This window comes from Rhodococcus sp. HNM0569 (assembly GCF_012726205.1).
In the GTDB taxonomy this organism is placed as follows: Bacteria; Actinomycetota; Actinomycetes; order Mycobacteriales; family Mycobacteriaceae; genus Rhodococcus_F.
This window is the reverse complement of sequence record NZ_JAASAE010000010.1, coordinates 106,837-132,109: the sequence shown is the minus strand read 5'-3', so window position 1 is coordinate 132,109 and position 25,273 is coordinate 106,837. Positions and strand designations below refer to the sequence as shown.

Sequence of the window (25,273 nt, the reverse complement as noted above, 5' to 3'; positions counted from 1 at the left end):
GTCAGGCGAACCTGCGCAGCAGCGCCTCGGCGTCGCTCGCGAGGGCGCGGACGACGTCGGCGACCGGGCGCTCCGCGGTGACCGTCCCGGCGATCTGTCCTGCGTACACGACGCCGAGGTCCGAGTCGCTGCCGTCGTAGTCGGCCTCGATGCCGTCGAACGACTGAGCACCGTGCCAACGGCGGGAGAAGTCGTTCGCGAGCGCACGTCCACCCCAACGCTGCGGCCACGCGATGTTGCGGGCTCGGTCGAACACCGACGTGTACACCGTGTCGGTGCTGCGCGCGGCGACGAGTTTGCCGCGCGCGTACTCGGGCCCCACGGTTTCCGGGCTGGCGAGCAGGGCCGTACCCACCAGGGCACCCTGTGCGCCTGCCGCGAGCACCGCGGCGAGGCCACGACCGGTACCGATGCCGCCCGCCGCGAGCACAGGGCGTGTCGTCGCGTCCAACACTTCCTGCAGCAGGGGAAGCGTCGCGACGTGTCCGGTGTGACCACCCGCCTCGGCGCCCTGCGCGATCACGATGTCGACGCCCGCCGCCTCGACGACGGCGAGATCGTCGAGGTCGTTGATCTGGCTCGCGACGAGCGCGCCCGCCTCGTGCACGCGCCGCACGTACAGTGCGGGATCGCCGAACGACAGCGACACGATGCGCGGTGACTGTGCGAGCACGAGATCCAGCGCGGTGTCGTCCTGGTCGAGTGACCACACCATGAAGCCTGCACCGAAATCGCCTGCCGACTTCGCGACCGCCGACTCGGTCTCGATCCATTCGGGCGTCGCGTAACCGGCGGCGCCGAGCATGCCGAGCCCACCCGCCTTGGTGACCTCCGCCGCGAGCCGGCCGCCGGCACGGCCACCCATCGGGGCGCCGAGGATCGGCACTTCCAGTCCGAGCTCACGCGTGAGCCACGTCTCGATCATCGAGTCTCCCTGTTGTCGCCGACTGCGCGTCTCGGTACGTCACTTCTTCGGCTTGTCGCCCCCCGCATCGGACGAGAGCGCGGCGACGAATGCCTCCTGCGGCACGTCGACGCGTCCGATCGTCTTCATCCGCTTCTTGCCTTCCTTCTGCTTCTCGAGCAGCTTGCGCTTACGCGAGATGTCGCCGCCGTAGCACTTCGCGAGGACGTCCTTGCGGATGGCGCGGATGTTCTCGCGCGCGATGATCTTCGACCCGATCGCGGCCTGTACCGGGACCTCGAACTGCTGACGCGGGATGAGCTCTTTGAGCTTCGTCGTCATCTTGTTGCCGTACGCGGAGGCGGCGTCCTTGTGGACGATCGCGCTGAACGCGTCGACCGGTTCGCCCTGCAACAGGATGTCGACCTTCACGAGATCGGCGAGCTGTTCGCCTGCCTCCTCGTAGTCGAGGCTCGCGTAGCCGCGCGTGCGGGATTTGAGCGAGTCGAAGAAGTCGAAGATGATCTCGGCGAGCGGCAGCGTGTATCGCAGCTCGACGCGGGTCTCGGACAGATAGTCCATGCCGCCGAGTTCGCCGCGCCGCGACTGACACAGCTCCATGATGGCGCCGATGAACTCGCTCGGCGCGATGATCGTGACCTTGACGATCGGCTCGTAGATCTCACGCGACTTGCCCTCGGGCCAGTCCGACGGGTTCGTCACCTGACGCTCGGCGCCACCCTCCTCGATCACCCGGTACACCACATTCGGTGACGTCGAGATGAGGTCGAGGCCGAACTCCCGTTGCAGGCGTTCGCGCGTGATCTCCATGTGCAGCAGCCCGAGGAAGCCGCACCGGAAGCCGAACCCCAGCGCCACCGACGTCTCGGGTTCGTAGGTGAGGGCCGCGTCGTTGAGTTGGAGCTTGTCGAGCGCTTCGCGCAGATCCGGGTAGTCCGAGCCGTCGACCGGGTAGAGGCCGGAGTACACCATCGGACGCGGTTCGCGGTAGCCGGTGAGCGGTTCGTCGGCGCCGCCACGCGCGGTCGTGACGGTGTCGCCGACCTTCGACTGGCGCACGTCCTTCACGCCGGTGATGAGGTACCCGACCTCGCCCACTCCCAGCCCCTGCGACGCCTTCGGCTCGGGCGACACGATGCCGACCTCGAGCAGTTCGTGCGTGGTCCCGGTGGACATCATCTTGATCTTCTCGCGGGGCATGATCCGGCCGTCGACGACACGGACGTAGGTGACGACGCCGCGGTAGGTGTCGTAGACCGAGTCGAAGATCATCGCGCGCGCAGGGGCGTCGGCGTCTCCGACGGGCGGCGGCACCTGCCGCACGACCTCGTCGAGCAGTTCCTGCACGCCTTCGCCCGTCTTACCGGATACGCGCAGCACGTCCTCCGGTTCGCAGCCGATGATGTGCGCGATCTCGGCCGCGTAGCGGTCCGGATCCGCGGCGGGCAGGTCGATCTTGTTCAGGACCGGGATGATCGTGAGGTCCTTGTCCAAGGCCAGGTACAGGTTCGCGAGGGTCTGGGCCTCGATGCCCTGCGCGGCGTCGACGAGCAGCACGGCGCCCTCGCACGCTTCGAGCGCGCGCGACACCTCGTACGTGAAGTCGACGTGGCCCGGCGTGTCGATCAGGTGCATCACGAACTCGTCGCCGTCGCCGTCGGCGCCGCCGACCTTCCACGGCAAACGCACGTTCTGCGCCTTGATCGTGATGCCGCGTTCGCGCTCGATGTCCATGCGATCGAGGTACTGCGCCCGCATCTGCCGTTCCTCGACCACGCCCGTGAGCTGCAACATCCGATCGGCCAGCGTCGACTTGCCGTGGTCGATGTGGGCGATGATGCAGAAGTTACGGATCTTCGACGGATCCGTGAACGTCTTGTCGGCGAAGCTGCTGATCGGAAGACTCCTGACCTGGTTCGGACACGGCCGGGATGCACCGCGCGCCGCGAGATGCGGACCGGTTGCCAGGATATCCAACCGCTCGCACGCGGGGACATCCGACCGCGACGGCGATGCCCCGGTCCGCCGGTCGTCGTTAGACTCGGCGCTCATGGCGAGCAGGTGGAGTGCACTCGGGAAGACCCTCGGTCGTGCGGCGCGTGATCAGGGCCTGCGGCTCGCGCGCGAGCACGGGCCGCGCCTGGCCGAACAGCTACAGAAGTCCGAGCCCGTGCGGCGTGCGCTCGGCTCGCTCGGCTCGCCGCGCACCGACTCGGCGGTGCCTGCCGGCAGGCCTGTCGCCTCGACGTCCGCGCCCACTGCGCACCGCGCCCGCGCGGTGTCGTACTCCCCCGATCTCGACGGCCGCGCCGACCCCGGCGAGATCGTGTGGACGTGGGTCGCCTACGAGGAGGACCCGAGTCAGGGCAAGGACCGGCCCGTGCTCGTGGTCGGACGCGACGGCCCGACCCTGCTCGGGCTCATGCTGTCGTCGCAGCACAAGCACGACGGCGACCGCGACTGGGTCGGCATCGGGTCGGGGCCGTGGGACGGCGCGGGCCGACCCAGCTGGGTGCGGCTCGACCGCGTGCTGGACGTGCCCGAGGACGGCATTCGCCGCGAGGGCGCGATCGTCGACCGCACCACCTTCGAGAGCGTCGCGCAACGGCTTCGGCGCGACTTCAGCTGGCGCTGACCTTCACTCGCCGCGGCCCGCGTAGTCGCGGGCGATCATGTCGGCGATCGCGGCCATGCCCAGTTCGTTCGGGTGCGACGGCTCGGCAGGCGACCGCGGAATGATCCCCTCGAACCACCGGTCGCCGGTGTCGGCGCATGCATCGTGCCCACCCTCGACGGCGGCCGTCGCGATGTCGATGTAGTGGACGCCGTACTTCGCGGCCGCACGGACGTAGATGTCGTTGAACCGGTCGAAGTATTCGCGCAGCCACGGCGCGTCGCCGTCGGACACCGGCAGGATCGGCCAGCACGCGCGGTCGCCGACCGTGCCGCCGTGGGAGACGAGGTAGACCTGGGCGTGCGGCGCCTTCGCCACGATCGCACCGACGACCTCGTCGACCTCGCGGGCCATCTTCTCGATGCCCTCGACGGCGAGCCGCTCCGCATCCGGATTGTCGCGGCAGCGCAGGTCGGCACCCGGCACGGGCGCGGCGCAGCGCACCGAGACCGGCAGGTGATTCGATCCGCCGCCACCGATGCTCAGCGTGACGAGGTCGGTGTCGGGCGCCAGTGCCTCGATCTGCGGCGGCGCGAAACCCGTGCCGACGAACTGCGGGGTGTCGAGCACGTGGGCCGGCTTGGCTGCCGAGCACGTGACGTCGACGAGAGAGGATGCCCCGAGCTCCGACGCGAGCTTGGCCGGGTAGTTCACACTCGACGAGCGCAGACATGTGTCGCGGTGATCGCCGGCCGCGATGAGCGGACCCGAGGCCCGCGAGTCGCCGAGCGCGACGTAAGTCGGCCCGGCCGTGTCGCCGGGCTCGGCGTGCGCCGGCGCGGCGGACGCGACGGCGAAGAACGAGCAGGCCGCGGCCACGGCCGCGGCGATACGCCGACGAAACACTCGGACCCCCTGGTGTCACGGTGAAGACTTCTCGCGCGTCGCCGGTCGGCGACGCGCGAGAAGGATCATGCCGTAACGGGCCGACGCAGGCGCAACCGAGCGGTCGGAGACCGCGTCTCGCGCCGACCTGCGCTCAGACGGTGATCTGCGACCCATAGCGGCCGAACAGCGTGCGGTACACGATCGCACCCAGCGCGCCGCCGATCAGCGGGAACACGATGAACAGCCACACCTGGGCCAGTGCGCCGTCCTGATAGAAGGCGACACCGAGGCTGCGTGCCGGGTTGACCGACGTGTTGTCGATCGGGATCGCGAGCAGGTGGATGACCGCGAGCGTGAAGCCGATGGCGAGGCCAGCTTGCGGGATGTCGGAGATGCGGTCCGTGGCCGCGAGGACGACGAACACCAGCAGTGCCGTGAGGATGATCTCGACCGCCATCGCGGCACCGATGCCGTAACCGTTCTCGAGCACGCCACCGAGCGGCCCCTTGATCGCGGACGGGCTGTGCTCGCCCCACCCGTTGGCACCGAGCCCGTCCATCTGCCGGTCGTACGACGGCAACGACTGCGCGATGGCGAAGATGACGACACCTGCCACGAGACCGCCGATCACCTGCGCGATCCAGTACCCCACCGCCGTGGCGACGGGGATGCGGCGGGTGACCACGAAGCCGAGGGTGACCGCGGGATTGACGTGTGAACCGGAGATCGGCCCGATGGCGTACACGAGGAACAGCAAAGTGAGGCCGAATGCGAGCGCGACGCCCACATTGCCGACCTTGGCTCCCGCGAACACCGCGGTGCCCACCGCCATGAAGACGAGCACGAACGTGCCGAGGGCTTCCGCAGCGAACTTCTTGGGATCGGAGATGACTTCGACTTCTTCGATTTCCTGCGCAGTCGACATACAACCCGCCTTCGTCGAGAGTGAGTAACCTGATCGTCGTGCGTGGGACTCTACGCGGGAGCGGTGCTCGTCATGGCGACTTCGCGGGCACCCGTTTGAACCGCGAGGTCGATCGCTGGTATTCTCATCTGTCGGTGCGTGGACATCGCGTCCGCGACGCCCACGGCTTTACACCCAGAGCTTTCACACAGACGTCCGGCCTTGTCCACTTCGGGCCGGACACACGTTCGAGACGACAGGAAATCTACGCGTGGCCAACATCAAGTCCCAGGTGAAGCGGATCCGTACCAACGAGGCGGCTCGACTGCGCAATCAGTCGGTCAAGTCCTCGCTGCGCACGGCGATCCGTTCGTTCCGCGAGGCTGCGGCGGCCGGTGACAAGGAAAAGGCCAACGCGCTCCTCGTCTCCACCAGCCGCAAGCTCGACAAGGCAGCCAGCAAGGGCGTCATCCACAAGAACCAGGCAGCCAACAAGAAGTCGGCGCTCGCCCAGGCCGCCGGCAAGCTCTGACGCTCACCGGATCGCACTCGATCTCGTAAGCCGAAGCTCTCCGAAACCCGCTCCGCGCACGTGGAGCGGGTTTCGTCGTGTCCGCTCCCTGAGTTCGGTGTGCAGACCTCTCGTCCGGATCCGGTCAGGCGCTCAGCGCCCGCACAGCTGCGCGACCGCCCGCACAGCATGTTCGACCGCGAAGTCCGGATCCGCGGCACCGCCCTTGACGTCGGCGTTGAGAGTCGCGACGATCTCGAGCGCCGAGCCGACGCTCGCGGGTGTCCAGTGGCGAGTCACGGCCTGTGCCTTCTTGACCTTGAACGGGGCCATGCCGAGGCTCGGTGCGAGACGGAACGGGTCGCCGCGTCCGGCGGGGGCGACGCGCGCGATCGAATGCACCGCGTCGGCCAGTGCGTCGGCGAGCAACACGTGCGGTACCCCGCGGATCGTCGCCCAGCGCAGCGCTTCGACGGCACCCACGAGATCGCCCGCGACGGCGCGATCGGCGACGTCGAACCCACTGACCTCGGCGCGGCCCGAGTAGTACCGCGACACCGCCGTCGCGTCGACGCGGCCGCCCGTGTCGGCGACGAGCTGCGACACCGCGGCGGCGAGTTCGCGCAGGCTGGTGCCGACGGACTCGACGAGAGTGTTCGCGACATCGCCCGACACCTTGACGCCCTGCTCGGCGAACTCGCGGCGCACGAACGTCGCGTGCTCGCCCGTCTTGAGCTTGGCGCACCGGTGCACCGTGGCACCCAGCTTCTCGAGCTGCCCGGCCATCGCCTTCGCCCGGCCGCCACCCGAATGCACCACGACCAGCACGATGCCGTCCGGCAACGACTTCGCGGCGTCGAGCACGAGCGCCACGGAGTCCTTGCCTGCCTCACCCGCCGCTTCGAGCACGACCACCCGGTCCTCGGCGAACAGTGACGGGCTCAGCAACTCAGCGATTTCACTCGGCACGGCGTCGCCCGCGCGCATCCGCGTGACCGGCACGTCACCCGACCCGACCCCCGAGACCGCACGTGCCACAGCCCGCTCGATCAGCAGTTCCTCGTCGCCCAGCACCAGATGCAGCTGTTCGGATGTGCTCACGTGCTCATCCTCCCACGCTGCCCCGACGGGTCGGCCCGACGCCGTGACCGCCGTACCCGGCGGGCGACGAGCAGCGCGGTCGCCGCTCCTGCCACGACGAGCAGCGGCGCCGCACCCACATCCCATTCGGCCCCGGGTACGAGGGCGCAGCGTTCGGCGACCATGAGAATCCACTCGAGCGGCCAGCGGACGACCTGGACGAAAACCGTGGCGGCCCCGACGGATACGCCAGAGGTGACCACCGCCAGCGCACCGACCACCGTCACGGGCCCCACGACCGGGGCCACCAGGAGGTTCGCGAGGATCGACACGACGCTCACGGTGCCGGTCGCCGCGGCAAGAATCGGCGCGGTGACGACGAACGCCGCAGTCGTGACCGCGACGGCCTCCGCGAGCGTGCGTGGCCAGCCACGCCCGCGCAAACCGTCCACCCAGACCGGGACGACGACGATCAGTGCGGCCGTCGCCGCTACCGACAATGCGAAGCCGATGTCGAGAGTCAGCGGCGGCGACCAGAGCGTCGACGCGATCACCGCGGCACCGAGCGCGGGCAGCGCCTGCCTGCGGCGGCCGACGACGAGCGCGAGCAGCGCGACCGCACCCATCGCGGCAGCACGCACGACACTCGGCGACGGCCGGGCGACCACCACGAACGCGACGAGCGCCACGCCCGCGAGCACGGCGCCGGTCCGCGGGCCGATACCCACCGCCCGTACGACGAGCAGGACCGCGCCGAGCACGATGCTGACGTTCGCTCCGGACACCGCCGTGAGATGAGTGAGCCCGGCCGCACGAAAGTTGTCCTGCACGCGCGGGGTCTGCGCCGAGCGGTCACCGACGACGAGGCCGGGCAACAAGCCCGCGGGGTCCGGCGGCAACCCCTCGTGACATGCCGCGGCGAAGCGCGCACGCAGCGCGCTCGCCCACTGCTGGTGGCGGGGCGGCGGCGCGACGCGGGTGAAGGACTCGTGCGCCGACAGCGAGACGACGGTCAGATCGCGGTCGCGGGGCGCGGCGACGGTCGCATCGAATCGGATCCGCTCGCCGGGCGTGAGCGCGAGCCATCCAGCTCCGCGGGCCGATACGCGTACCGCGCCCGTACCGTCGATCGTCGTCGTGCTCGAATGCGCCGACACCAGACGCGCCGGAAGCGATACCAGCGCGCCGCCTCGCAGTGCGCGCGGATCGTCCGCCACTTCGACCTCGACACTCACGACGGTGCGCGCGTGTGCCGCCCAGTCGGTGAGCGGATGGCTGTCGGCCGCGTGCACGCGCACGCCCGCCGCGGCGGCGACGGCACCGGTGAACAACGCCGCCGCGAACACCGCAACGCGCACGCGCGACGTCGACCAGGAAGCCCCGCGCGTCGGCCACGCAGCCGCGAGCGCCGACATCGCGACCGCAACGGACACCACCGCGACCGCAGCGGACGTTCCCCACACCAGCACCGCCGCCGTCGTCGCCCATGCCGCACCGGCAAACGGCACGAGTCGCAGATCCAGTGGGCCGTCGTCGAGCGAACCGCGGAAACCAACTGCCGCGGACCGGTTCTCCCTACCGGGCGTCACACCGTCACGAGCGGACGCAGCTTCGCCAGTCGCGCCGGGCCGATGCCGTCGACCTCGGCGAGCTGGCCGACGTCGGTGAACCGGCCGTGCGCGGTGCGCCACGCGACGATCGCGGCGGCGGTGACGGGGCCGACTCCCGGCAACGCGTCGAGCGCCGTCTCGTCCGCCGTGTTGAGATCGACGAGCCCCGCGCCCGCACCTCCGGGTACGGCTGCCGCACCCGGACCGGTCGCGCCTGCCACGGCGCTGACCGGCGGACGCGCGTCGGCACTCGAGCCGACCACCACCTGTTCGCCGTCGCCGAGGCGTTGCGCCATGTTCAGGGACACGGTGTCCGCGTCGGGCAGGGTGCCGCCGGCGGCCGCGAGGGCATCCGCGACCCTCGACCCGGGTGGGAGCCGCACGAGCCCGGGACGGTGCACGAGGCCCACGACACTCACCACCACCTCGCCGCGCACCTCGCCCGCCGACCCGCCCTCCCCCGTCCCGTCCGTCACCGTCGGCGCCGCGTCGTCCGGGGCAGGCTCGGCGGACGAGACGACGGAAAGCGGTGGAACGCTGTGCACCGAAGGCGTGTCCCGCCACACCGTGACGTACGCGACCACCGCGGCCACCAGCGCGACTGCGATGAGTGCGACGGCCCCGCCGCGGCCCGCGTCGATGCGCGCGCCTCGCCAACGCTCGGGCAGCCACGCCCGAGAGCGACTACCCTCGTCGATGTCGTCGTCGAGAAATACGGCGTCGCGGTACGGATCGTCACGGTACCGGCCGTCATCGTGGGTGCTGCCCGACTCGCCCGCTCCCCGACCGACTTCGCCCTGCCCGACGTCGGCGAGCCACTCCGGACGGCGACCCGTCCACTCGCGGCCGCCGGGTGCGGCGGACGGTGGCCACGCGGCGTCGGGGCTCCCCACCGCCGTGTCGTCGAGGCGCAGCACCGCTGTCGAGGTGTCGTCCCCGTCCGATTCCCGCACTACCGTGACAGTTCCGGACGGCCGCGCCGAAGCCCTCCGCCCCGCGCCGATGCGCTCGACCGCGCGTTCGCGTTCGTCGTTCCTCCCCATGAGCGCACGGTAGTTCGGCACCTCCGCCGCATCGGCCGCTTACGACTCACGTGCAGCAGACCTGGGGACAACAGGCAGCCTGTGGAATGCCGGTACTGCACGTCGCGCAGGCGAATCAGGACGCGCCGGGCAAGATCAGTCGGTGGGCTCGGGCGACACCGCGACGCCCACCGCGCCTGCGCCGACATGCGCGGCGAGTACCGCACCGATGTCGCACACCACGAGGTCGACGGCTGTGCCGACGCGCGTACGCAGCTCGTCCGCGACGAAATCGGCATGCTCGTCGCCCAGCACGTGCTGTACCGCGAGGGACACCGGCCGCTCGTGCACCGCCGCCACCACCCGGTCGATCATCTTCGCGAGCGCCTTGGTCGACGTGCGGGTCTTCTCGAGCAACTGCAGCCGCCCGTCGTCGAGATGCAGAACCGGCTTCATCGACAGTGCCGTGCCCAGAAGCGCTGCGGCAGTACCGATCCGGCCACCGCGGCGCAGCTGGTCGAGACGATCGACGGTGACGAAGACTCGACTCTCGGTGAGATGTGCGACGGTGCGGTCGAACAGGTCGTCGATACCCATGCCTGCGCGCGCCGCGCGGGCCGCGGCCACCACCGGAAACCCGAGACCGAGCGCCACCGCACGCGAATCGACGAGCCGCACCTGGCCCGCGAACGCATCGGCCGCGACGGTTCCTGCCTTCCACGTACCCGACAGCTGACGCGACAGATGTACCGCGAGCACACCGTCGCCGCCACTCGCCTCGAGCGCGCGCCCGTACACCTCTTCGAGTTCGCCCGGCGCGGCCCCCGACGTGGTCGCGGACGACAGATCGGAGGGAATGTCGTCGATGCCGTCGCGCAAGTCCCGGTCGCCGACCAGCACATGCAGTGGCGCGACGTGGATGCCGAGTTCGTGCGCCGTCGCCGGAGGAATCGACGCGGACGAGTCGGTGACCAGAACTACCGCCATCGGCTCACACCGCTTCGGCTGCCCGGCGACCCTGTGCCGCGGTGACGGTGGCGACCATCGCGGCGGCGACGCGCTCGTGTGCCGGGAAGCCCCAGTGGATTCCGTCCGGATTGCCCGCACCGGACATCACGTTCTCCCGCACCGCGTCGCCGAGATCGACGAGCGGCACGCGATGCCCCTCAGCCCACGCCCGCACGGCCGCGACCGCGCCGTCGCGCCCGGAATGCACCTTCGCGTAGGCGTCACTGCAGTGCACCGACGGCAACGTGCCGATGACCGGAAGCTCCGGTCGCATGTATGCGAGTGCCGCCCTTGCCTTTTCGAGATAGTCGACGCTCACACGCGGCGGCAACGCGACCGGCCAGCCCAACGGAGACAGCTTCGGCTGGATCCAACCGTAGGCGTCGCGCACGATCCGGCGCAGCTTCGGTGGCCGGACGTAACGAATCTGTTCGCGCAGCGCGGTCGGCAACGGCGACGGCAGCGAGTCCATGCCCCCGGTGGCGAAGACCACCGCACCCGCGCGCGGCACCGCGGCCCAGGCGCGGGGATCCTGGATCAGTGCCCAGTACAGGTCGCGGCTGGTCCACCCGATGCGGGCGATCAACTCGACGTCCCACCCCAACTCACGCGCCACGAGCGACGGCCAGATGAGTGGGTGATCCGCAGGCAGACCCCCCTTCGGCCCGTAGTACGCGAGCGAATCCGCAAGCACCAGCAGCACGGGCTTCGGGTCCGGTGTCACGGCGTCGACAGCTTCAGAGGACATGTTCCGCTCCGCTCACAAGACTTCGTTCGCTCAGCTCAGGTGACATCGTTCGCTCCGCTCAGAGGACATCGTTCGCTCCGCTCAGAGGACATCGCCTGCGACCTTCGCCGAGGCGTTCCACACGTCGAGCCGCCACTGCAGCTCGGCGTCCGTGTCGTGCGCGCTGAGCTGAGCCCAGCTGGTGTTGCCGAGCCCGCCGAGCACCGGCCAGTTCGGTACCGCCAACCCCAGCAGCGACGCCGTGAGTGCGGCGATGACGCCGCCGTGCGCGACGACGACGATCGGACGCTCACCCCACTCGGATTCCTCACGGACGAGTTCGTCGATCACCGCGCGGCTGCGGCGAGCGGCGTCGAGCCGGCTCTCGCCGCCGGGCGGCGCAGCGGTCGCATCCGCGCGCCAGTCGACGCGTGCCCCGGGCCAGCGCGCATCGACGTCGACGTGCGTGAGCCCCTGCCACTCCCCCAGATGCGTTTCGCGCAACCGCTCGTCGGTGGCGACCGCAAGACCGGCCGCCTCGCCGAGCGCGCGGGCCGTGTCGGCCGCTCGACTCAGGTCGGACGACACCACACGCAGCGGCGCGCGCTCGGCGAGGACCGTCGCGACGGACTTGGCCTGGTCACGCCCGAGCGGAGACAGTTCGGTGTCGAGTTGGCCCTGCATCCGGTTGTCGGCGTTGTACTCGGTCTGTCCGTGCCGGAGCAGAACCAGTCTGCGGACGGACACGGTCACGGCTGCTCGCCGGTGTCACTGTCCTGCTCGCGGTGCTCGGCCGCGTCCAGTTGCTCGCGGTGCTCGCCGAGACCCTCGACGGGCACCTGCGGGCAGTCCTTCCACAACCGGTCGAGAGCGTAGAAGTTGCGCTCGTCCTCGTGCTGCACGTGGACGACGACGTCGACGAAGTCGAGCAGCGCCCAACGCCCTTCGCGGGTGCCCTCGCGCCGCACGGGCTTGTGCCCGGCCTCGCGGAGCCGGTCCTCGATGTTCTCGACGACGGCGTTGACCTGTCGTTCGTTGGACGCCGACGCGATGACGAAGACGTCGGTGATGACCAGCTGGTCCGACACGTCGAGCACGAGGACGTCGTCGGCCAGTTTCTCGTCGGCCGCCAGGGCCGCGATGCGCGCCATCTCGATGGCTTCGGGCGTTGCAGTCACTCGTCGATCTCCTGAATTGTCGGGGCGGTGGCGTCGGCAGCGACGCGGTAGAGGTTGCGTTTCGAGATGTACTGCACGACGCCGTCGGGCACGAGGTACCACACCGGCCGGTGTTCACGGGCGCGGCGCCTGCATTCGGTGGACGAGATCGCGAGCGCCGGGATCTCGATGAGCGTGACCGCGTCCGGCGGCAGCCGGTCGAGATGACCGGCGAGGTGCTCGGTGTCCAGATCGAAACCGGGGCGGGAGACGCCGACGAATCGTGCGAGCGAGAACAGTTCTTCCCAGTTCTGCCAGGACAGGATGCTCGCGAGCGCGTCCGCGCCGGTGATGAAGAACAGGTCGGCGTCGGGATGCGTGTCGCGGAGGTCGCGGAGCGTGTCGACGGTGTAGGTGATCTTGCCGCGATCCACGTCGACACGGCTGACCGAGAAACGCGGGTTCGACGCCGTCGCGATCACCGTCATGAGATACCGGTCCTCGGCGGCACTGACGTCCTGCGCATCCTTCTGCCACGGCCTGCCGGTAGGGACGAAGACGACCTCGTCGAGCGAGAACCGGTCGGCGACCTCGCTGGCAGCCACGAGGTGGCCATGGTGCACGGGGTCGAACGTGCCGCCCATGACGCCGAGGCGGCGGCGCCGGGTGTCTGCTCGCTGTTCCACGAGTGTCGAGCTTACGTGCTCACACCGGCAGCAGCCCGGCCACCACCGCCGCGAGCTGCTCGGCGGAGCGGCACTCGTGCATCCTGATCACCTCGCCGTAGACGTCGGCGGCCGAGTCGCCGAGCCCCCACTGGCCCTTCGGTTCGGGGTTGAGCCAGTGCGCGTGCCGCGCGACGGAGACCACAGACGCGAGCGAGGCGACGTCGGGATCACGGAAGTTGGTCCGACCGTCGCCCAGGACGAGTACCGAACTGCGCGAGGTGACGGCGTGCCCGAACCGTTCGACGAAGGTGCCGAACGCGTTGCCGTAGTCCGAGTGCCCGTCGTACGAGATCAGATCCGCCTCGCGGATCATGCGCGACATCGCGTCGCCGAGATCGGCACCGACGTCGAAGAAGCGGGTGACCTCGTCGGTGGTGTCGACGAATGCGAACACCCGCACCCGCGAGAACTGTTCGCGCAGCGCGTGCACGAGCAGCAGCGTGAAGTGGCTGAAGCCGGCGACGGAGCCGGACACGTCGCACAGCACGACGAGTTCGGGCCGCGCGCGGCGCGGCTTGCGGTTGACGAGATCGATGGGGACGCCACCCGTGGACATCGACGCGCGCAGTGTCTTGCGCAGGTCGATCGAGCCTGCCCGGGCGCGGCGGCGTCGGGCCGCGAGCCGGCTCGCGAGCACCCGTGCGAGCGGGGCGACGCGCCTGCGCAGCTCCGTGAGTTCGGAGTCGGTGGCGCGCAGCAGGTCGACTTCCTCGGCGAGCTTGGGTACCGCGTAGTTCGCGACACGTTCGCGTCCGAGTCGCTCGGCGGTGCGCCTGCGGGTCTCCTGCTCGATGCGGGTACGGAAGTCCGCGATCGCCTGCGCCGCAGCACGTTTGGCAACCTCGGACTCGTAGTTTCCGCTCCACTTGTCGGTACCGTCCGACTGACGTGGACCGAGCAGACCCTCGAGGATCTTGTCGAGCACCGCGTCCGGCGACACCTCGCGCAATGCCTGGTACGCCGAGTACGACGGGCCGTTGGACGAGTCGTATCGCCCGAGTTCCTCGACCATGTCCGTGGTGAGCGTGTCGAGCATCTCGCGGGCCTCGTCGCTGTCCTCGAGGAGGAGTTCGGCCAGCAACGCACGCAGTGCGTCGAGGTCGACGGACCCGCCCTCGCGGCGCGGCAGATGATCGCCGTCCTCGCTTCCGCTGCCGGTGCCGACCGCGCGGGGGAACCACAGATCGAACAGCGCGTCGAACGCCGCGCGGTGGGTCGAACGGCGCAGCAACGCGCACGCGAGCCCCTCGCGCAGCGCGTCCCGGTCGAGCAGATCGAGCACCGCCATCACGTTTCCCGCGTCGACCGTCTCGGACGGCCCGACCGCGATGCCGCGCCTGCGCAGCGCTTCGACGAACTCGACGAGCCTGCCCGGCAGACCGTGCGGCGACGGCCGCAGTCCGGGCCGGACGGGCGGTGTACCGGTGGACATACGCGACTCCTTTCGATGCGCCGATCCTGCCCGGGCTGGTTCAGTTCAGGCGCAGTTCCGCCGAGGCGCGCTCGTGATCGGAACGGTGCTTGAGGATCACCCCGAGCGTCGCGCGCACCGCGTCGTCGTCGAGCGTGTCGAGGCCGAGCGCGAGCAGCGTACGCCCCCAGTCGATGGTCTCGGCGACGGACGGCACCTTCTTGAGCTGCATGCTCCGCAGCACGCGGATGGTGCGGACGAGTTGTTCGGCGACGGCCTCGGGCAGCTCGGGCACGCGGCTCGCGAGGATTCGCCGCTCGAGGTCCGCGTCCGGGAAGTCCAGGTGCAGGAACAGGCAGCGACGTTTGAGCGCCTCGGACAGCTCGCGCGTCGCGTTCGACGTGAGCACGGTGAACGGCCTGCGCGTGGCCTCGATCGTGCCGAGTTCGGGCACGGTGACGGCGAAGTCGCTGAGCACCTCGAGCAGCAGTCCCTCGATCTCGACGTCGGCCTTGTCGACCTCGTCGACGAGAAGCACCGTGGGATCGTCGCGGCGGATCGCGGTGAGCAGCGGCCGCGACAACAGGAACTCCTCCGAGAAGACGTCTGCTTTCGTCGCGTCCCACGAGTGGTCGGTGGCCGCCTGGATCCGGAGGATCTGCTTCGCGTGGTTCCACTCGTACAGCGCGCGCGCCTCGTCGACGCCCTCGTAGCACTGCAGCCGGACCAGTTCGGCCCCACCGACCTGCGCGACGGCGCGGGAGAGTTCGGTCTTGCCGACACCCGCGGGCCCCTCGATCAGCAGCGGCTTGCCGAGCCGGTCCGCGAGATAGACCGCGGTCGCGGTGGCCTTGTCCGCGAGATACCCGGTGCTGCCGAGCTTTTCGACGACATCGTCGACCGATTCGAATACCGGCGGAGTGGTCGGAAGGGCGCGGTCCACAGGACCTCCTCGTCTTGTCGGCCGGCTGCCCGGACGGCAGCCGCGTGGGCGGATCGATCAGGCCGGACGCGTGTGCCCGTCTCCCCACACGATCCATTTGGTCGACGTGAGCTCGGGGAGCCCCATGGGTCCCCGCGCGTGCAGTTTCTGCGTCGAGATGCCGATCTCGGCGCCGAAACCGAACTGCTCGCCGTCGGTGAACGCGGTGGACGCGTTGACCATGACGGCCGCCGCGTCGACACGGCTGGTGAACTCGCGCGCCGCCGCGAGATCGGCGGTGACGATCGCCTCGGTGTGGCCCGTGCCGTACCTGTCGATGTGCGCCACCGCGGCGTCGAGATCGTCGACGACGTCGAGCGCGATGTCGAGTGTGAGGTACTCGTCGGTCCAATCCGACTCGGTGGCGGGCACCAACCCGGGCAGAGTGCCGTGCACGACGACGCTCTGTGCCTGCAGCGCTGCGAGCAACTTGGGCACGGCCGTATCCGCGATGGCAGCGTCGACGAGGACGGTCTCGGCGGTGTTGCACACGCTCGGCCGCCGGGTCTTGGCGTTGATCAGGATGCGTTCGGCCATCTCGAGGTCGGCCGCCGAGTGCACGTAGACGTGCACATTGCCGACGCCGGTTTCGATGGTCGGAACGGTCGCATTGCGCACGACGGTCTCGATCAGCCCCGCGCCGCCCCGCGGAATGACGACGTCGACCAGGCCCCGCGCCTGAATCAGATGCGTGACGGTTGCGCGGTCGTCGCTCGGCAACAGCTGCACGGCATCCGCGGGCAACCCCTGCGCCGCGAGGGTCGACCGCAGCACGTCCACGAGCGCGGCGTTCGAGCGGGCCGCGGACGACGAGCCGCGCAGCAGCGCCGCATTGCCCGACTTGAGCGCGAGGCCGAAGGCGTCGACGGTGACATTGGGGCGGGCCTCGTACACCATGCCGAGGACACCGAGCGGCACCCGCACCTGGCGGAGCTCGAGTCCGTTGGGCAGCGTGCGGCCCTGCGTGACCTCGCCGATCGGATCGACGAGCCCCGCGACCTGACGCAAACCCGACGCGATGCCGTCGACGCGTGCAGGCGTGAGGCGCAACCGGTCGAGCAGCGAGTCCTCGGTGCCCGTGGCCCGCGCGGACTCGATGTCCAGGTCGTTGGCGGCGACGAGGTCGTCGGTTGCCGCGAGCAGCGCGTCGGCAGCCGCATGCAGTGCGGCGTTCTTGTCGGCCGTCGTGAGTTGCGCGAGGACGCGCGATGCGGTGCGTGCACGCCGAGCCGCGTCGTGCACCTCGCCACGCAGGTCGCGGTCGGAAGCTCCGGCTCCCTCTGTGGCCGGTGAGTCCTGAGACGTCGAGACAACACTCATGCCTCCAGCCTATCGGCCCTGCACATCACGGGCCTACCGCAGCCCGTACGGGCGCGGGCGAGCGAATCGGGCATAACGGACCAAGCGACCGGTTTCTCCGGTCCGGCGATCCGACGCACCAACCAATGTCTGTTAGCGTCGGTCGCCGCCGGACTTCCGGCATCGGCCGCCACACGGGAAACGAGAAGATGCGTGCATCCGGTACGTGCCCCGGGGTGACGGCACCTGCGCTGAGGGGCGCACTCACATGACTTCACCTCACGACACTCCGCGCGACGAGACGGTCACCGCCGCCGACATCGAGGCGTCGCCCGACGTGACGCTGACCGACTCGTCATCGGTCAAGCGGGCCGTCAAGGCGACGATGCTCGGCAACGCCATGGAGTGGTTCGACTTCGGCGTCTACGCGTATCTTGCGACGACGATCGGCAAGGTCTTCTTCCCCGACGCCAGCGGCACCGCCCAGTTGCTGTCGACGTTCGCGATCTTCGCTGCGGCGTTCATCGTCCGTCCACTCGGCGGGCTGTTCTTCGGCCCCTTGGGCGACCGCATCGGCCGCAAGAAGGTCCTCGCGACCACGATCATCATGATGGCGGGCAGCACGTTCGCAATCGGCCTCGTGCCCAGTTACGGCTCGATCGGCATCGCCGCGCCGATCCTGCTGGTCGTCTTCCGACTGATCCAGGGCTTCTCCACGGGCGGTGAGTACGGCGGCGCGAGCACCTTCGTCGCCGAGTACGCGCCCGACAAGCGTCGCGGATTCTTCGCGAGCTTCCTGGAATTCGGCACGCTCGCAGGCTATGCCGCCGCGGCGGGCATCGTGACGCTGATCCAGGCGGTGGCGAGCGAGGAGACGGTCGTCGACTGGGCGTGGCGCATCCCGTTCCTCATCGCAGGTCCGCTGGGCCTGATCGGCCTGTACCTGCGACTGCGACTCGAGGAGACGCCGGCTTTCCAGCAGCTCGAGAAGGCCGAGGAGCGCTCGCGCACAGCCGAATCGGCCGGCACCAAGCTGCACCGCACGCTGATCCAGAACTGGCGCCCGCTGATCCTGTGCATCCTGCTGGTCGCGACGTACAACATCGCGCACTACGGACTGCTGAGCTACATGCCCACCTATCTCAACGACACGCTCGGCTACGACGAGTCGCACGGACTGATCCTGATGATCGTCGTGATGCTCGTGATGATGGGCGGCATCACCTTCGTGGGCCGACTGTCCGACGGTGTCGGCCGCAAGCCGCTGCTGCTGATCGGCTTCGCCGGCTTCTTCCTCCTGTCGATGCCGGCCTACCTGCTGATCGGCGTCGGCAGCTACATCACCGTCTTCCTGGGGCTGGCGATCCTCGGCGGGCTCCTGCTGCTGTTCGTCGGCGTGTTCCCGTCGGTGCTGCCCGCCCTGTTCGCCACGGGCATCCGCTACGGCGGGCTCGCAATCGGATACAACATCGCCGTGTCGGTCTTCGGTGGCACCACTCCCCTGGTGCTCACCGCGCTCGAGAGCGCGACGGACAGCAAGCTCGTGGCGCCCGCGTACATGATGGTCGCGTCCGTGGTCGGCGGCATCGCGGTGCTCCTGATCAACGAGACCGCACGACGCCCGCTCGAAGGCTCGCCACCTGCCGTCGAGACCGAGGGCGAGGCACGTCGGATCATCCTCGAACACCGTGAGTCTCCCGGCACGCCTGCCCGGAACTCGGCCGACACGGCAACCGGCCACGACGACGCATCCGACGACACGACCCGCACCAGCTGACCGACCCCGTGAGCGTGAACGACCCCGTGAGCGTTCTCGGCGTGCCTGGACTCGCAGAGTACGCACAGTGAGATCGAGCGTTCCGGGGCACTAGGCTCGAGGAGTGGATCCCGCGCGTGTGACGGTCGTCGGCAGCGTCAACATGGACGTGCGCGTGCGCACGCCTCACCTGCCGCAACCCGGAGAAACCGTGCTGGGCACAGACTTCGCGACCGGGCCCGGCGGCAAGGGAGCCAACCAGGCCGTGGCCGCCGCGCGGGCAGGTGCGATCGTGTCGTTCGTCGGTGCGGTGGGCACCGACGCCTTCGGCGACTCGCTGCGCGAGCACCTCGTACACGCCGGAGTCTCGGGAGACACGATCCGCACTGCGCCCGGTCCGAGCGGCGTCGCGGTGATCACCGTGGACACGGACGGCCAGAACAGCATCGTCGTCGCGCCGGGCGCCAATCACTCCCTCGTCGCGCTCACGGATTCCGAACGCGACGCGATCGCACGTGCCGACATCCTGCTGTGCCAGCTGGAGATCCCCATCCCCACCGTGCTCGAGGCGGCGCGCGTGGCACGCGCGCACGGCACCGTCGTCATGCTCAATCCCTCACCGGTCGCCGCCCTGCCCCGGGAACTGCTCGACCTCGTCGACGTCGCGGTGGTGAACGAAACCGAAGCGGCCGCGCTCGCGCACCCGCTCGCCGACACACCGGCGGTGGTGACCACTCGGGGAGGTCGCGGCGCGCACGTACGGCTGCGCGACGGGACCGGCCGCACGGTGAGACCGCCGCAGGTGGACGTGGTCGATACCACCGGCGCCGGGGACGCGTTCGCAGGCGCACTCGCGGCAACCTGGCAACGACGGCCCGACACCCTCGAATTCGCGTGTGCCGCGGGCGCATTGGCCACCACTGCTCTCGGGGCGTCGACGGCGCCCGATGCGGCGGCCGTCGACGCGGCCCTCGCGGCCGCCACACGCGACTGACGAACCCGGTGCCGACACGGCACCGGGCGGTGCCGTGTCGGCACCGCCCGGTGTGTCGAATCGATCAGTCGCGACCCGACGAAGCCAGATCGGCCGCGCAGCGCGTGCGCAGCTGCGCGATGCACGCGAACCGATCACGGCCGAGTGCGCGGGCACCCTCGACATCGCCCGCACCTCGGAGTTCTGATTCGCGTATCGCGAGGCTTCTGATGGTCGCTTCGAGTTCGCCGACGTCCATCGATTCCGCCACCTGCGCCACCGGCGACTCGGGGGCTCTGCGTCGCCACGGCAGGTACCGGGCGAAGGGACGGTCCAGCGGAACGCTCCAGATGTGGATCACCGCCGCCGCGGTCGAGATACCGAGTATCACGAGCGCGACCGTGGTACTCACCGCGCGCTCGCCCCGGTCCGTCCTTCCTCATTCGGTGGAGCCTCGACGCGGGCGCCGACGTAGGTCCGGTTGCTGCAGGCACAGGTCGGGTACACGGTCACAAGATTCCCTTCCGTTCGCGAAGACGCGCGGGCACACCGTGGCCGGCGGGGCCGGACCAGCGGACTCGCTGCGAGTGCGGGGCCCATTAGACCACTCGACCGAACCGGACGCGACTCGCGATCCGCTGCGATTGCCCGCCATCGGGTGCTCGACGGCAGGCCAGAGTGCGCTTTGGTACCTTCTCGCAGAGAGTGCGGTGGCCGTCGCAGACAGCCGGCGCAGAGAGTGCGGAGGCACCCGGCGGGGCGGGTTTCGACCGTGTCTTTCGAGAGCACACGGCTCTCGAGGAAGGACGAAGCGTTGGCGCAGCAGGCTCGCGCGATCGAGACCCGGGCAGAGATCATCCGCAGCGCCGCCGCGGTCTTCGAGCAGACCGGCTACGACGGCGCGAGCCTCGGTGAGATCGTGACCCGCGCCGGAATCACCAAGGGAGCCCTCTACTTCCACTTCCGGTCCAAGGACGAGCTGGCTCAGGTCGTGGTCGCCGAGCAGCACGCGATCTCGATCGCCTCGGTCGACGCGATCGCCGCCACCGACTCGTCCGCGCTCGAGCAGATCGTGATGCTGTGTCACGAGATGGGCCGCCAGATGGTCGAGGACGCGATCGTCCGCGCGGGCATCCGCCTCACCCTCGAGCTCAGCGCCACGGTCGGCCCGGCCGAGCCGTATCTGGACTGGATATCGAGCTGCGAGATCCTCACGCTGCGGGCGATCGACGAGGGCGATCTCCTGCCCACCGTCTCGCCCCCGATGCTCGGTCGGTTCGTCATCGGGGCGTACACCGGTGTGCAACTCGTCTCCAATGTGCTCACCCAGCGCACCGACCTCGAGCAGCGTCTGGACGAGATGTGGCAGATCGTGCTGCCGGGGCTCATGCCGCCCGCCCGACGCCACAAGCTTCCCGCGATCCGCGCGGCTCGCTGGCGCCCCGTCGAGCGCTGACCCGCTCCGGCACGACAGTGTCGGCGGCGTCCGGCAGGATGGATCGATGATCACCGACACCGACCTGCGAACACACGCCGAAGCCCTCCTGCGGCAGCTCGCCGGCGAGCACGCACGGCTGCGCGAGGATCAGTGGACCGCGATCGAAGCACTCGTGGTCCAGCGTCGGCGCGCGCTCGTGGTGCAACGCACCGGTTGGGGCAAATCGGCCGTGTACTTCGTCGCCGCGAAACTCCTGCGCAACGCCGGCTACGGCCCGACCGTCATCGTGTCGCCGCTGCTGGCACTGATGCGCAACCAGGTGGAGTCGGCGGCACGCGCGGGGGTTCGCGCGGCCACGGTCAACTCGGGCAATGTCACCGAGTGGGATGCGATCACGCAGGCGGTCGCGGCGGGAGACGTCGACGTGCTGCTGGTGAGCCCCGAACGACTCAACAATCCCGATTTCCGCGACAACGTCCTGCCGTCGCTCGCGTCGGGGGCAGGCATGGTGGTCGTGGACGAGGCGCACTGCGTGTCGGACTGGGGTCACGACTTCCGTCCCGACTACCGGCGCATCCGCACGCTGCTGGCCGACCTCGGCGACGACGTGCCCGTTCTCGCGACGACGGCCACCGCCAACGACCGTGTCGTCGCCGATGTGTCGGCTCAGCTCGGCGTCGGCTCCGACGACAGTCGCACCGTGGTGTTGCGCGGCGGCCTCGAACGCGAGTCGCTGCACCTGTCGGTTGTCCGCATCCCCGATCCCGCCGCCCGCACCGCGTGGCTCGCGCAGCATCTCGGCGAGCTCCCCGGCTCCGGCATCGTCTACACGCTCACCGTGTCGGCCGCCGAAGACCTCGCCGACCTGCTGTCCGCGTCCGGCCACCGGGTAGCCGCCTACACCGGCCGCACCGACACTGCCGAACGCGAGACGCTCGAACGCGCACTACTCGACAACGAGGTCAAGGCACTCGTCGCGACGTCGGCGCTCGGTATGGGCTTCGACAAGCCCGATCTCGGCTTCGTCGTCCACATCGGGGCGCCGTCGTCGCCGATCTCCTACTACCAGCAGGTCGGCCGTGCGGGCCGCGCCACCGAGCACGCCGAAGTCGTGTTGCTTCCGGGTCCGGAGGACCGCCGCATCTGGGAGTACTTCGCGTCCGTCGCGTTCCCACCGGAGCCCGTCGTGCGCCGCGTGCTGGATGCGCTGCGCACCGACGCACCGCAGTCGACGGCCGCCCTCGAACCGCTCGTCGACCTCAACCGCAATCGCCTGGAGATGGTCCTCAAGGTGCTCGACGTCGACGGCGCGGCGAGGCGTGTGCGCGGCGGCTGGCTCGGCACGGGCGCACCGTGGACATACGACGAGGAACGGTACGGGCGCCTGGACGCCGCCCGCGCGGCCGAACAGCAGGCGATGCTGTCGTATGCGGACCTGACCACCTGCCGCATGCGCTTCCTGCGCGAGCAACTCGACGACCCGGAGCTGCCCGCGGACAGCGCGGTGGGTTGCGGTCGCTGCGACAACTGCACCGGCGACCACCACCCCACCGACGTCGACGCCACCGAACTCGAGCGCACCCGTGCCCGCCTCGAACGCCCAGGAGTGCTCCTCGCGCCCCGCAAGCAGTGGCCGACGGGCCTGGCCAAGCTGGGGGTCGAGCTGTCCGGCAAGATCACCGACGGCCCGCAGCCGGGCCGCGCGCTGGGCCGGCTCACCGACCTCGGGTGGGGTCGACGCCTGCGCGACGTCCTCGATGCACCGGACGCGCCGGTCCCCGACGGCCTCGTGCGCGCGTGCATCGACGTGCTCGCGGCATGGGACTGGCACCGACGTCCCGATTCGGTTCTCGCCCTCGACTCCCCCACTCATCCCGTACTCACCGCGACTCTCGCACAGCGGCTTGCGGAGGTCGGTCGACTACGTGACCTGGGAGTTCTTCGCCGCAATCCGGAGCATCCGCCGGTCACCGCCGCCAACTCGGCCTTCCGTGTCGCGGGTCTGGTCGGCGCGTTCGAGCCCCCTGCGCCCACCGAGGGGACAGTGCTCGTCGTGGATGCCGTCACGGACACCGGGTGGACCTTCACGACCGTTGCGCGCGAGCTCCGCCGCGCGGGCGCGGACGGCGTCCTGCCGTTCGCCCTCGCCGCCGTCCGGTGAGGCGCCCGCGATGCACCGCATCGTCGCCGAAAAGTCGCGTCACGTTACGTGATTGTGACGGGCCTCACAAACACCGTCTCACCTGGGGCGCTCCCGGGGTTCCGGTGTCCGATTTCGGGTGGCCTCATGAAATCGGCCGGGATGCTTGTTACGTTCGAGTTTCCGATGAGGCCAGGAAAAGAAAGCACGATCCCGACCACCGCGCCGGACGCGGTGTTGTTTCGTTGTCCACAGATCGCTGACGGAGTCCGGCTCTGGGAGATCGCCAAGAACACCGACGTACTCGACCTCAACTCGAGCTACGCATACGTGTTGTGGTGTCGCGATTTCGCGACTACCTCGATCGTCGCGACAGTCGACGATCGCCCGGTCGGATTCGTCACCGGGTACCGGCGTCAGGACGCGCCGAACACCGTGATGGTGTGGCAGGTTGCCGTCGACGCCGACCAGCGCGGCAAGCGCATCGCAGGACGCATGCTCCATGCACTGCTCGATCGCCTTGCGCCGGAAGGGGTCGACCGACTCGAAACCACGATCAGCCCCGACAACACGGCGTCCATCGCCCTGTTCACCGGTGTCGCACGCGATCGGAATACGTCGATCACGAAACAAGAGCTGTTCTCGCCCAACGATTTTCCTGACAGCCACGAAGCAGAAGATCTGTACACGATCGGGTGAATCCCACCCACGGAGGAATACAGTCATGCCTGAAGCTGACAAAACCGCAATTTTCGAGCATCTCGAGTCCGAAGTCCGCAGCTACAGCCGCGGATGGCCCGCGACCTTCACCACCGCGTCGGGCTCCTGGATCCGCGACGAGAACGGTCGCGAGTACCTCGACTTCTTCGCGGGCGCAGGCGCTCTGAACTACGGGCACAACAACCCGATTCTCAAGAAGGCTCTCGTCGACTACATCGTCGGCGACGGGATCACGCACGGCCTCGACATGAACACGGTCGCCAAGCGTGAACTGCTCGAGACCATCCAGCACAACATCCTCGAGCCCCGCAACCTCGACTACAAGGTGCAGTTCCCCGGCCCGACGGGCACGAACGCCGTCGAGGCCGCACTCAAGCTGGCCCGCAAGGTGACCGGCCGCGAGTCGATCATCAACTTCACCAATGCATTCCACGGCATGACGCTCGGTGCATTGTCGGTCACCGGCAACTCGATGAAGCGCGCGGGCGCCGGTGTTCCACTCGTCCACGCCACCCCGATGCCGTTCGACAACTACTTCGGCGGCGTCACCGAGGACTTCCAGTGGTTCGAGCGCGTGCTCGACGACTCCGGCAGTGGCCTGAACCGTCCCGCGGCCGTCATCGTCGAGACCGTCCAGGGCGAAGGCGGCGTCAATGTCGCACGCGCCGAATGGCTTCGGGCGCTCGCCGACCTGTGTGCACGTCGCGAGATCCTGCTGATCGTCGACGACGTCCAGATGGGCTGCGGCCGCACCGGTCCGTTCTTCTCCTTCGAGATCGCCGGCATCCAGCCCGACATCGTCACCCTGTCGAAGTCGATCGGCGGATACGGCCTTCCGATGGCGCTGACGATGTTCAAGCGTGAGCTCGACGTGTGGGGCCCGGGCGAGCACAACGGCACCTTCCGTGGCAACAACCCCGCATTCGTCACGGCCACCGCCGCGATCCAGGAGTACTGGGGCGCAGGCAGCACGCTGCCCGAGGAGACCCTCGCGAAGGGCGAGACGATCTCGAACGCCTTCACCAAGCTCGCCGACAAGTTCGACGGCGTCAGCACGCGCGGCCGCGGCCTGGTGCAGGGCCTGGTGTTCGACGACGCCGAGAACGCGGGCAAGGTCTGCAAACTCGCGTTCGACGAGGGCCTGCTCGCCGAGACGTCGGGTCCGTCGGACGAAGTGGTGAAACTGCTTCCGCCGCTGACGGTCACGAACGACGAGCTCGACCAGGGCCTGCGCATTCTCACCAGCGCAACCGAAAAGGTCTGCAGCTGATCACTTTTCGCACACGATCGAGCGCGGCGGCCGGCCGTTGGGCCGGCCGCCGCCGTGTGTGGCAGTGCCGGACACCGGCCTGCGTATGCAGCGATACGCTGCCCCGTTAG

At 69.4% G+C, this 25,273-nt stretch carries 24 protein-coding genes; 8 read left to right on the top strand and 16 right to left on the bottom strand.

Features of this window, described 5'->3' with window-relative positions:
• Position 1 precedes the first annotated feature (1 nt).
• The gene (locus HCA44_RS14880; RefSeq protein ID WP_169649701.1) at positions 2-925 is read right to left on the bottom strand and encodes a nitronate monooxygenase; all 924 of its coding nucleotides are present in this window, start codon (positions 923-925) and stop codon (positions 2-4) included.
• Positions 926-964: 39 nt separating this feature from the next.
• A complete protein-coding gene (gene lepA, locus HCA44_RS14875) occupies positions 965-2,977 on the bottom strand; it encodes a translation elongation factor 4 (protein ID WP_240945544.1) in 2,013 nt (670 codons plus the stop codon).
• Here lepA and HCA44_RS14870 point away from each other — a divergent pair.
• Complete coding sequence (locus HCA44_RS14870) at positions 2,976-3,560, top strand: type II toxin-antitoxin system PemK/MazF family toxin (RefSeq protein ID WP_169649699.1); 585 nt, start codon at positions 2,976-2,978, stop codon at positions 3,558-3,560. The genes lepA and HCA44_RS14870 overlap by 2 nt on opposite strands.
• Positions 3,561-3,563: 3 nt before the next feature.
• Here the strand turns inward: HCA44_RS14870 and HCA44_RS14865 are convergent, their stop codons facing one another.
• Both HCA44_RS14865 and HCA44_RS14860 read right to left on the bottom strand, forming a co-directional pair.
• Positions 3,564-4,445: an SGNH/GDSL hydrolase family protein gene (locus HCA44_RS14865; RefSeq protein WP_346764738.1), complete on the bottom strand. Its 882-nt coding sequence runs from the start codon at positions 4,443-4,445 to the stop codon at positions 3,564-3,566.
• 133 nt (positions 4,446-4,578) lie between these two features.
• The gene (locus HCA44_RS14860; protein WP_169649697.1) at positions 4,579-5,352 is read right to left on the bottom strand and encodes an aquaporin; all 774 of its coding nucleotides are present in this window, start codon (positions 5,350-5,352) and stop codon (positions 4,579-4,581) included.
• Between the two features lie 250 nt (positions 5,353-5,602).
• Here HCA44_RS14860 and rpsT point away from each other — a divergent pair, with 250 nt between their 5' ends.
• The gene (rpsT, locus tag HCA44_RS14855) at positions 5,603-5,863 is read left to right on the top strand and encodes a 30S ribosomal protein S20 (protein ID WP_169649695.1); all 261 of its coding nucleotides are present in this window, start codon (positions 5,603-5,605) and stop codon (positions 5,861-5,863) included.
• Between the two features lie 132 nt (positions 5,864-5,995).
• Here the strand turns inward: rpsT and holA are convergent, their stop codons facing one another.
• The 11 genes from holA to HCA44_RS14800 form a co-directional block, all read right to left on the bottom strand.
• Positions 5,996-6,943: a DNA polymerase III subunit delta gene (gene holA / locus HCA44_RS14850; RefSeq protein WP_169649693.1), complete on the bottom strand. Its 948-nt coding sequence runs from the start codon at positions 6,941-6,943 to the stop codon at positions 5,996-5,998.
• Entirely contained in the window at positions 6,940-8,511 is a 1,572-nt protein-coding gene (locus HCA44_RS14845; RefSeq protein WP_169649691.1) for a ComEC/Rec2 family competence protein, read from the bottom strand. The genes holA and HCA44_RS14845 overlap by 4 nt, the downstream gene beginning before the upstream one ends.
• Entirely contained in the window at positions 8,508-9,575 is a 1,068-nt protein-coding gene (locus tag HCA44_RS14840) for a ComEA family DNA-binding protein (protein WP_169649689.1), read from the bottom strand. The genes HCA44_RS14845 and HCA44_RS14840 overlap by 4 nt, the downstream gene beginning before the upstream one ends.
• Positions 9,576-9,710: 135 nt before the next feature.
• Positions 9,711-10,541 carry a DegV family protein gene (locus HCA44_RS14835; protein ID WP_169649687.1) on the bottom strand — a complete coding sequence of 277 codons (831 nt, stop codon included), beginning with the start codon at positions 10,539-10,541 and terminating at the stop codon, positions 9,711-9,713.
• A gap of 4 nt (positions 10,542-10,545) precedes the next feature.
• On the bottom strand, positions 10,546-11,310 hold the full coding sequence (octT, locus tag HCA44_RS14830; RefSeq protein ID WP_169649685.1) for a diglucosylglycerate octanoyltransferase: 765 nt from the start codon (positions 11,308-11,310) through the stop codon (positions 10,546-10,548).
• An 81-nt stretch (positions 11,311-11,391) separates the two neighbouring features.
• Entirely contained in the window at positions 11,392-12,036 is a 645-nt protein-coding gene (locus HCA44_RS14825) for a histidine phosphatase family protein (RefSeq protein WP_169649772.1), read from the bottom strand.
• A 2-nt stretch (positions 12,037-12,038) separates the two neighbouring features.
• Positions 12,039-12,467 (bottom strand): ribosome silencing factor, encoded by a 429-nt coding sequence (gene rsfS / locus HCA44_RS14820; protein ID WP_169649683.1) that lies wholly within the window; start codon positions 12,465-12,467, stop codon positions 12,039-12,041.
• The gene (gene nadD / locus HCA44_RS14815; protein WP_169649680.1) at positions 12,464-13,132 is read right to left on the bottom strand and encodes a nicotinate-nucleotide adenylyltransferase; all 669 of its coding nucleotides are present in this window, start codon (positions 13,130-13,132) and stop codon (positions 12,464-12,466) included. Before nadD ends, rsfS begins: the two co-directional genes overlap by 4 nt.
• A 19-nt stretch (positions 13,133-13,151) precedes the next feature.
• Positions 13,152-14,606: a VWA domain-containing protein gene (locus HCA44_RS14810; protein ID WP_169649678.1), complete on the bottom strand. Its 1,455-nt coding sequence runs from the start codon at positions 14,604-14,606 to the stop codon at positions 13,152-13,154.
• Positions 14,607-14,646: 40 nt separating this feature from the next.
• Positions 14,647-15,528 carry a MoxR family ATPase gene (locus HCA44_RS14805; RefSeq protein WP_169649676.1) on the bottom strand — a complete coding sequence of 294 codons (882 nt, stop codon included), beginning with the start codon at positions 15,526-15,528 and terminating at the stop codon, positions 14,647-14,649.
• Positions 15,529-15,585: 57 nt separating this feature from the next.
• The gene (locus tag HCA44_RS14800) at positions 15,586-16,887 is read right to left on the bottom strand and encodes a glutamate-5-semialdehyde dehydrogenase (protein ID WP_169649674.1); all 1,302 of its coding nucleotides are present in this window, start codon (positions 16,885-16,887) and stop codon (positions 15,586-15,588) included.
• 247 nt (positions 16,888-17,134) lie between these two features.
• Here HCA44_RS14800 and HCA44_RS14795 point away from each other — a divergent pair, with 247 nt between their 5' ends.
• Both HCA44_RS14795 and HCA44_RS14790 read left to right on the top strand, forming a co-directional pair.
• Positions 17,135-18,643 (top strand): MFS transporter, encoded by a 1,509-nt coding sequence (locus HCA44_RS14795; protein WP_169649672.1) that lies wholly within the window; start codon positions 17,135-17,137, stop codon positions 18,641-18,643.
• A gap of 103 nt (positions 18,644-18,746) precedes the next feature.
• Entirely contained in the window at positions 18,747-19,616 is an 870-nt protein-coding gene (locus HCA44_RS14790; protein ID WP_169649670.1) for a ribokinase, read from the top strand.
• Positions 19,617-19,680: 64 nt separating this feature from the next.
• On the opposite strand, the gene HCA44_RS14785 is transcribed toward HCA44_RS14790, so the two are convergent.
• Positions 19,681-20,007: a hypothetical protein gene (locus tag HCA44_RS14785; protein ID WP_169649668.1), complete on the bottom strand. Its 327-nt coding sequence runs from the start codon at positions 20,005-20,007 to the stop codon at positions 19,681-19,683.
• A gap of 402 nt (positions 20,008-20,409) precedes the next feature.
• Between HCA44_RS14785 and HCA44_RS14780 the strand changes: the two genes are divergently transcribed.
• From HCA44_RS14780 to ectB, 4 genes are all read left to right on the top strand, one after another.
• Positions 20,410-21,051: a ScbR family autoregulator-binding transcription factor gene (locus HCA44_RS14780; protein ID WP_206038152.1), complete on the top strand. Its 642-nt coding sequence runs from the start codon at positions 20,410-20,412 to the stop codon at positions 21,049-21,051.
• A 46-nt stretch (positions 21,052-21,097) separates the two neighbouring features.
• A complete protein-coding gene (locus HCA44_RS14775; protein ID WP_169649666.1) occupies positions 21,098-23,194 on the top strand; it encodes a RecQ family ATP-dependent DNA helicase in 2,097 nt (698 codons plus the stop codon).
• A gap of 165 nt (positions 23,195-23,359) precedes the next feature.
• Positions 23,360-23,872 (top strand): diaminobutyrate acetyltransferase, encoded by a 513-nt coding sequence (gene ectA / locus HCA44_RS14770; RefSeq protein ID WP_169649664.1) that lies wholly within the window; start codon positions 23,360-23,362, stop codon positions 23,870-23,872.
• A gap of 25 nt (positions 23,873-23,897) precedes the next feature.
• Complete coding sequence (gene ectB, locus HCA44_RS14765) at positions 23,898-25,163, top strand: diaminobutyrate--2-oxoglutarate transaminase (protein WP_169649662.1); 1,266 nt, start codon at positions 23,898-23,900, stop codon at positions 25,161-25,163.
• Positions 25,164-25,273 lie beyond the last annotated feature (110 nt).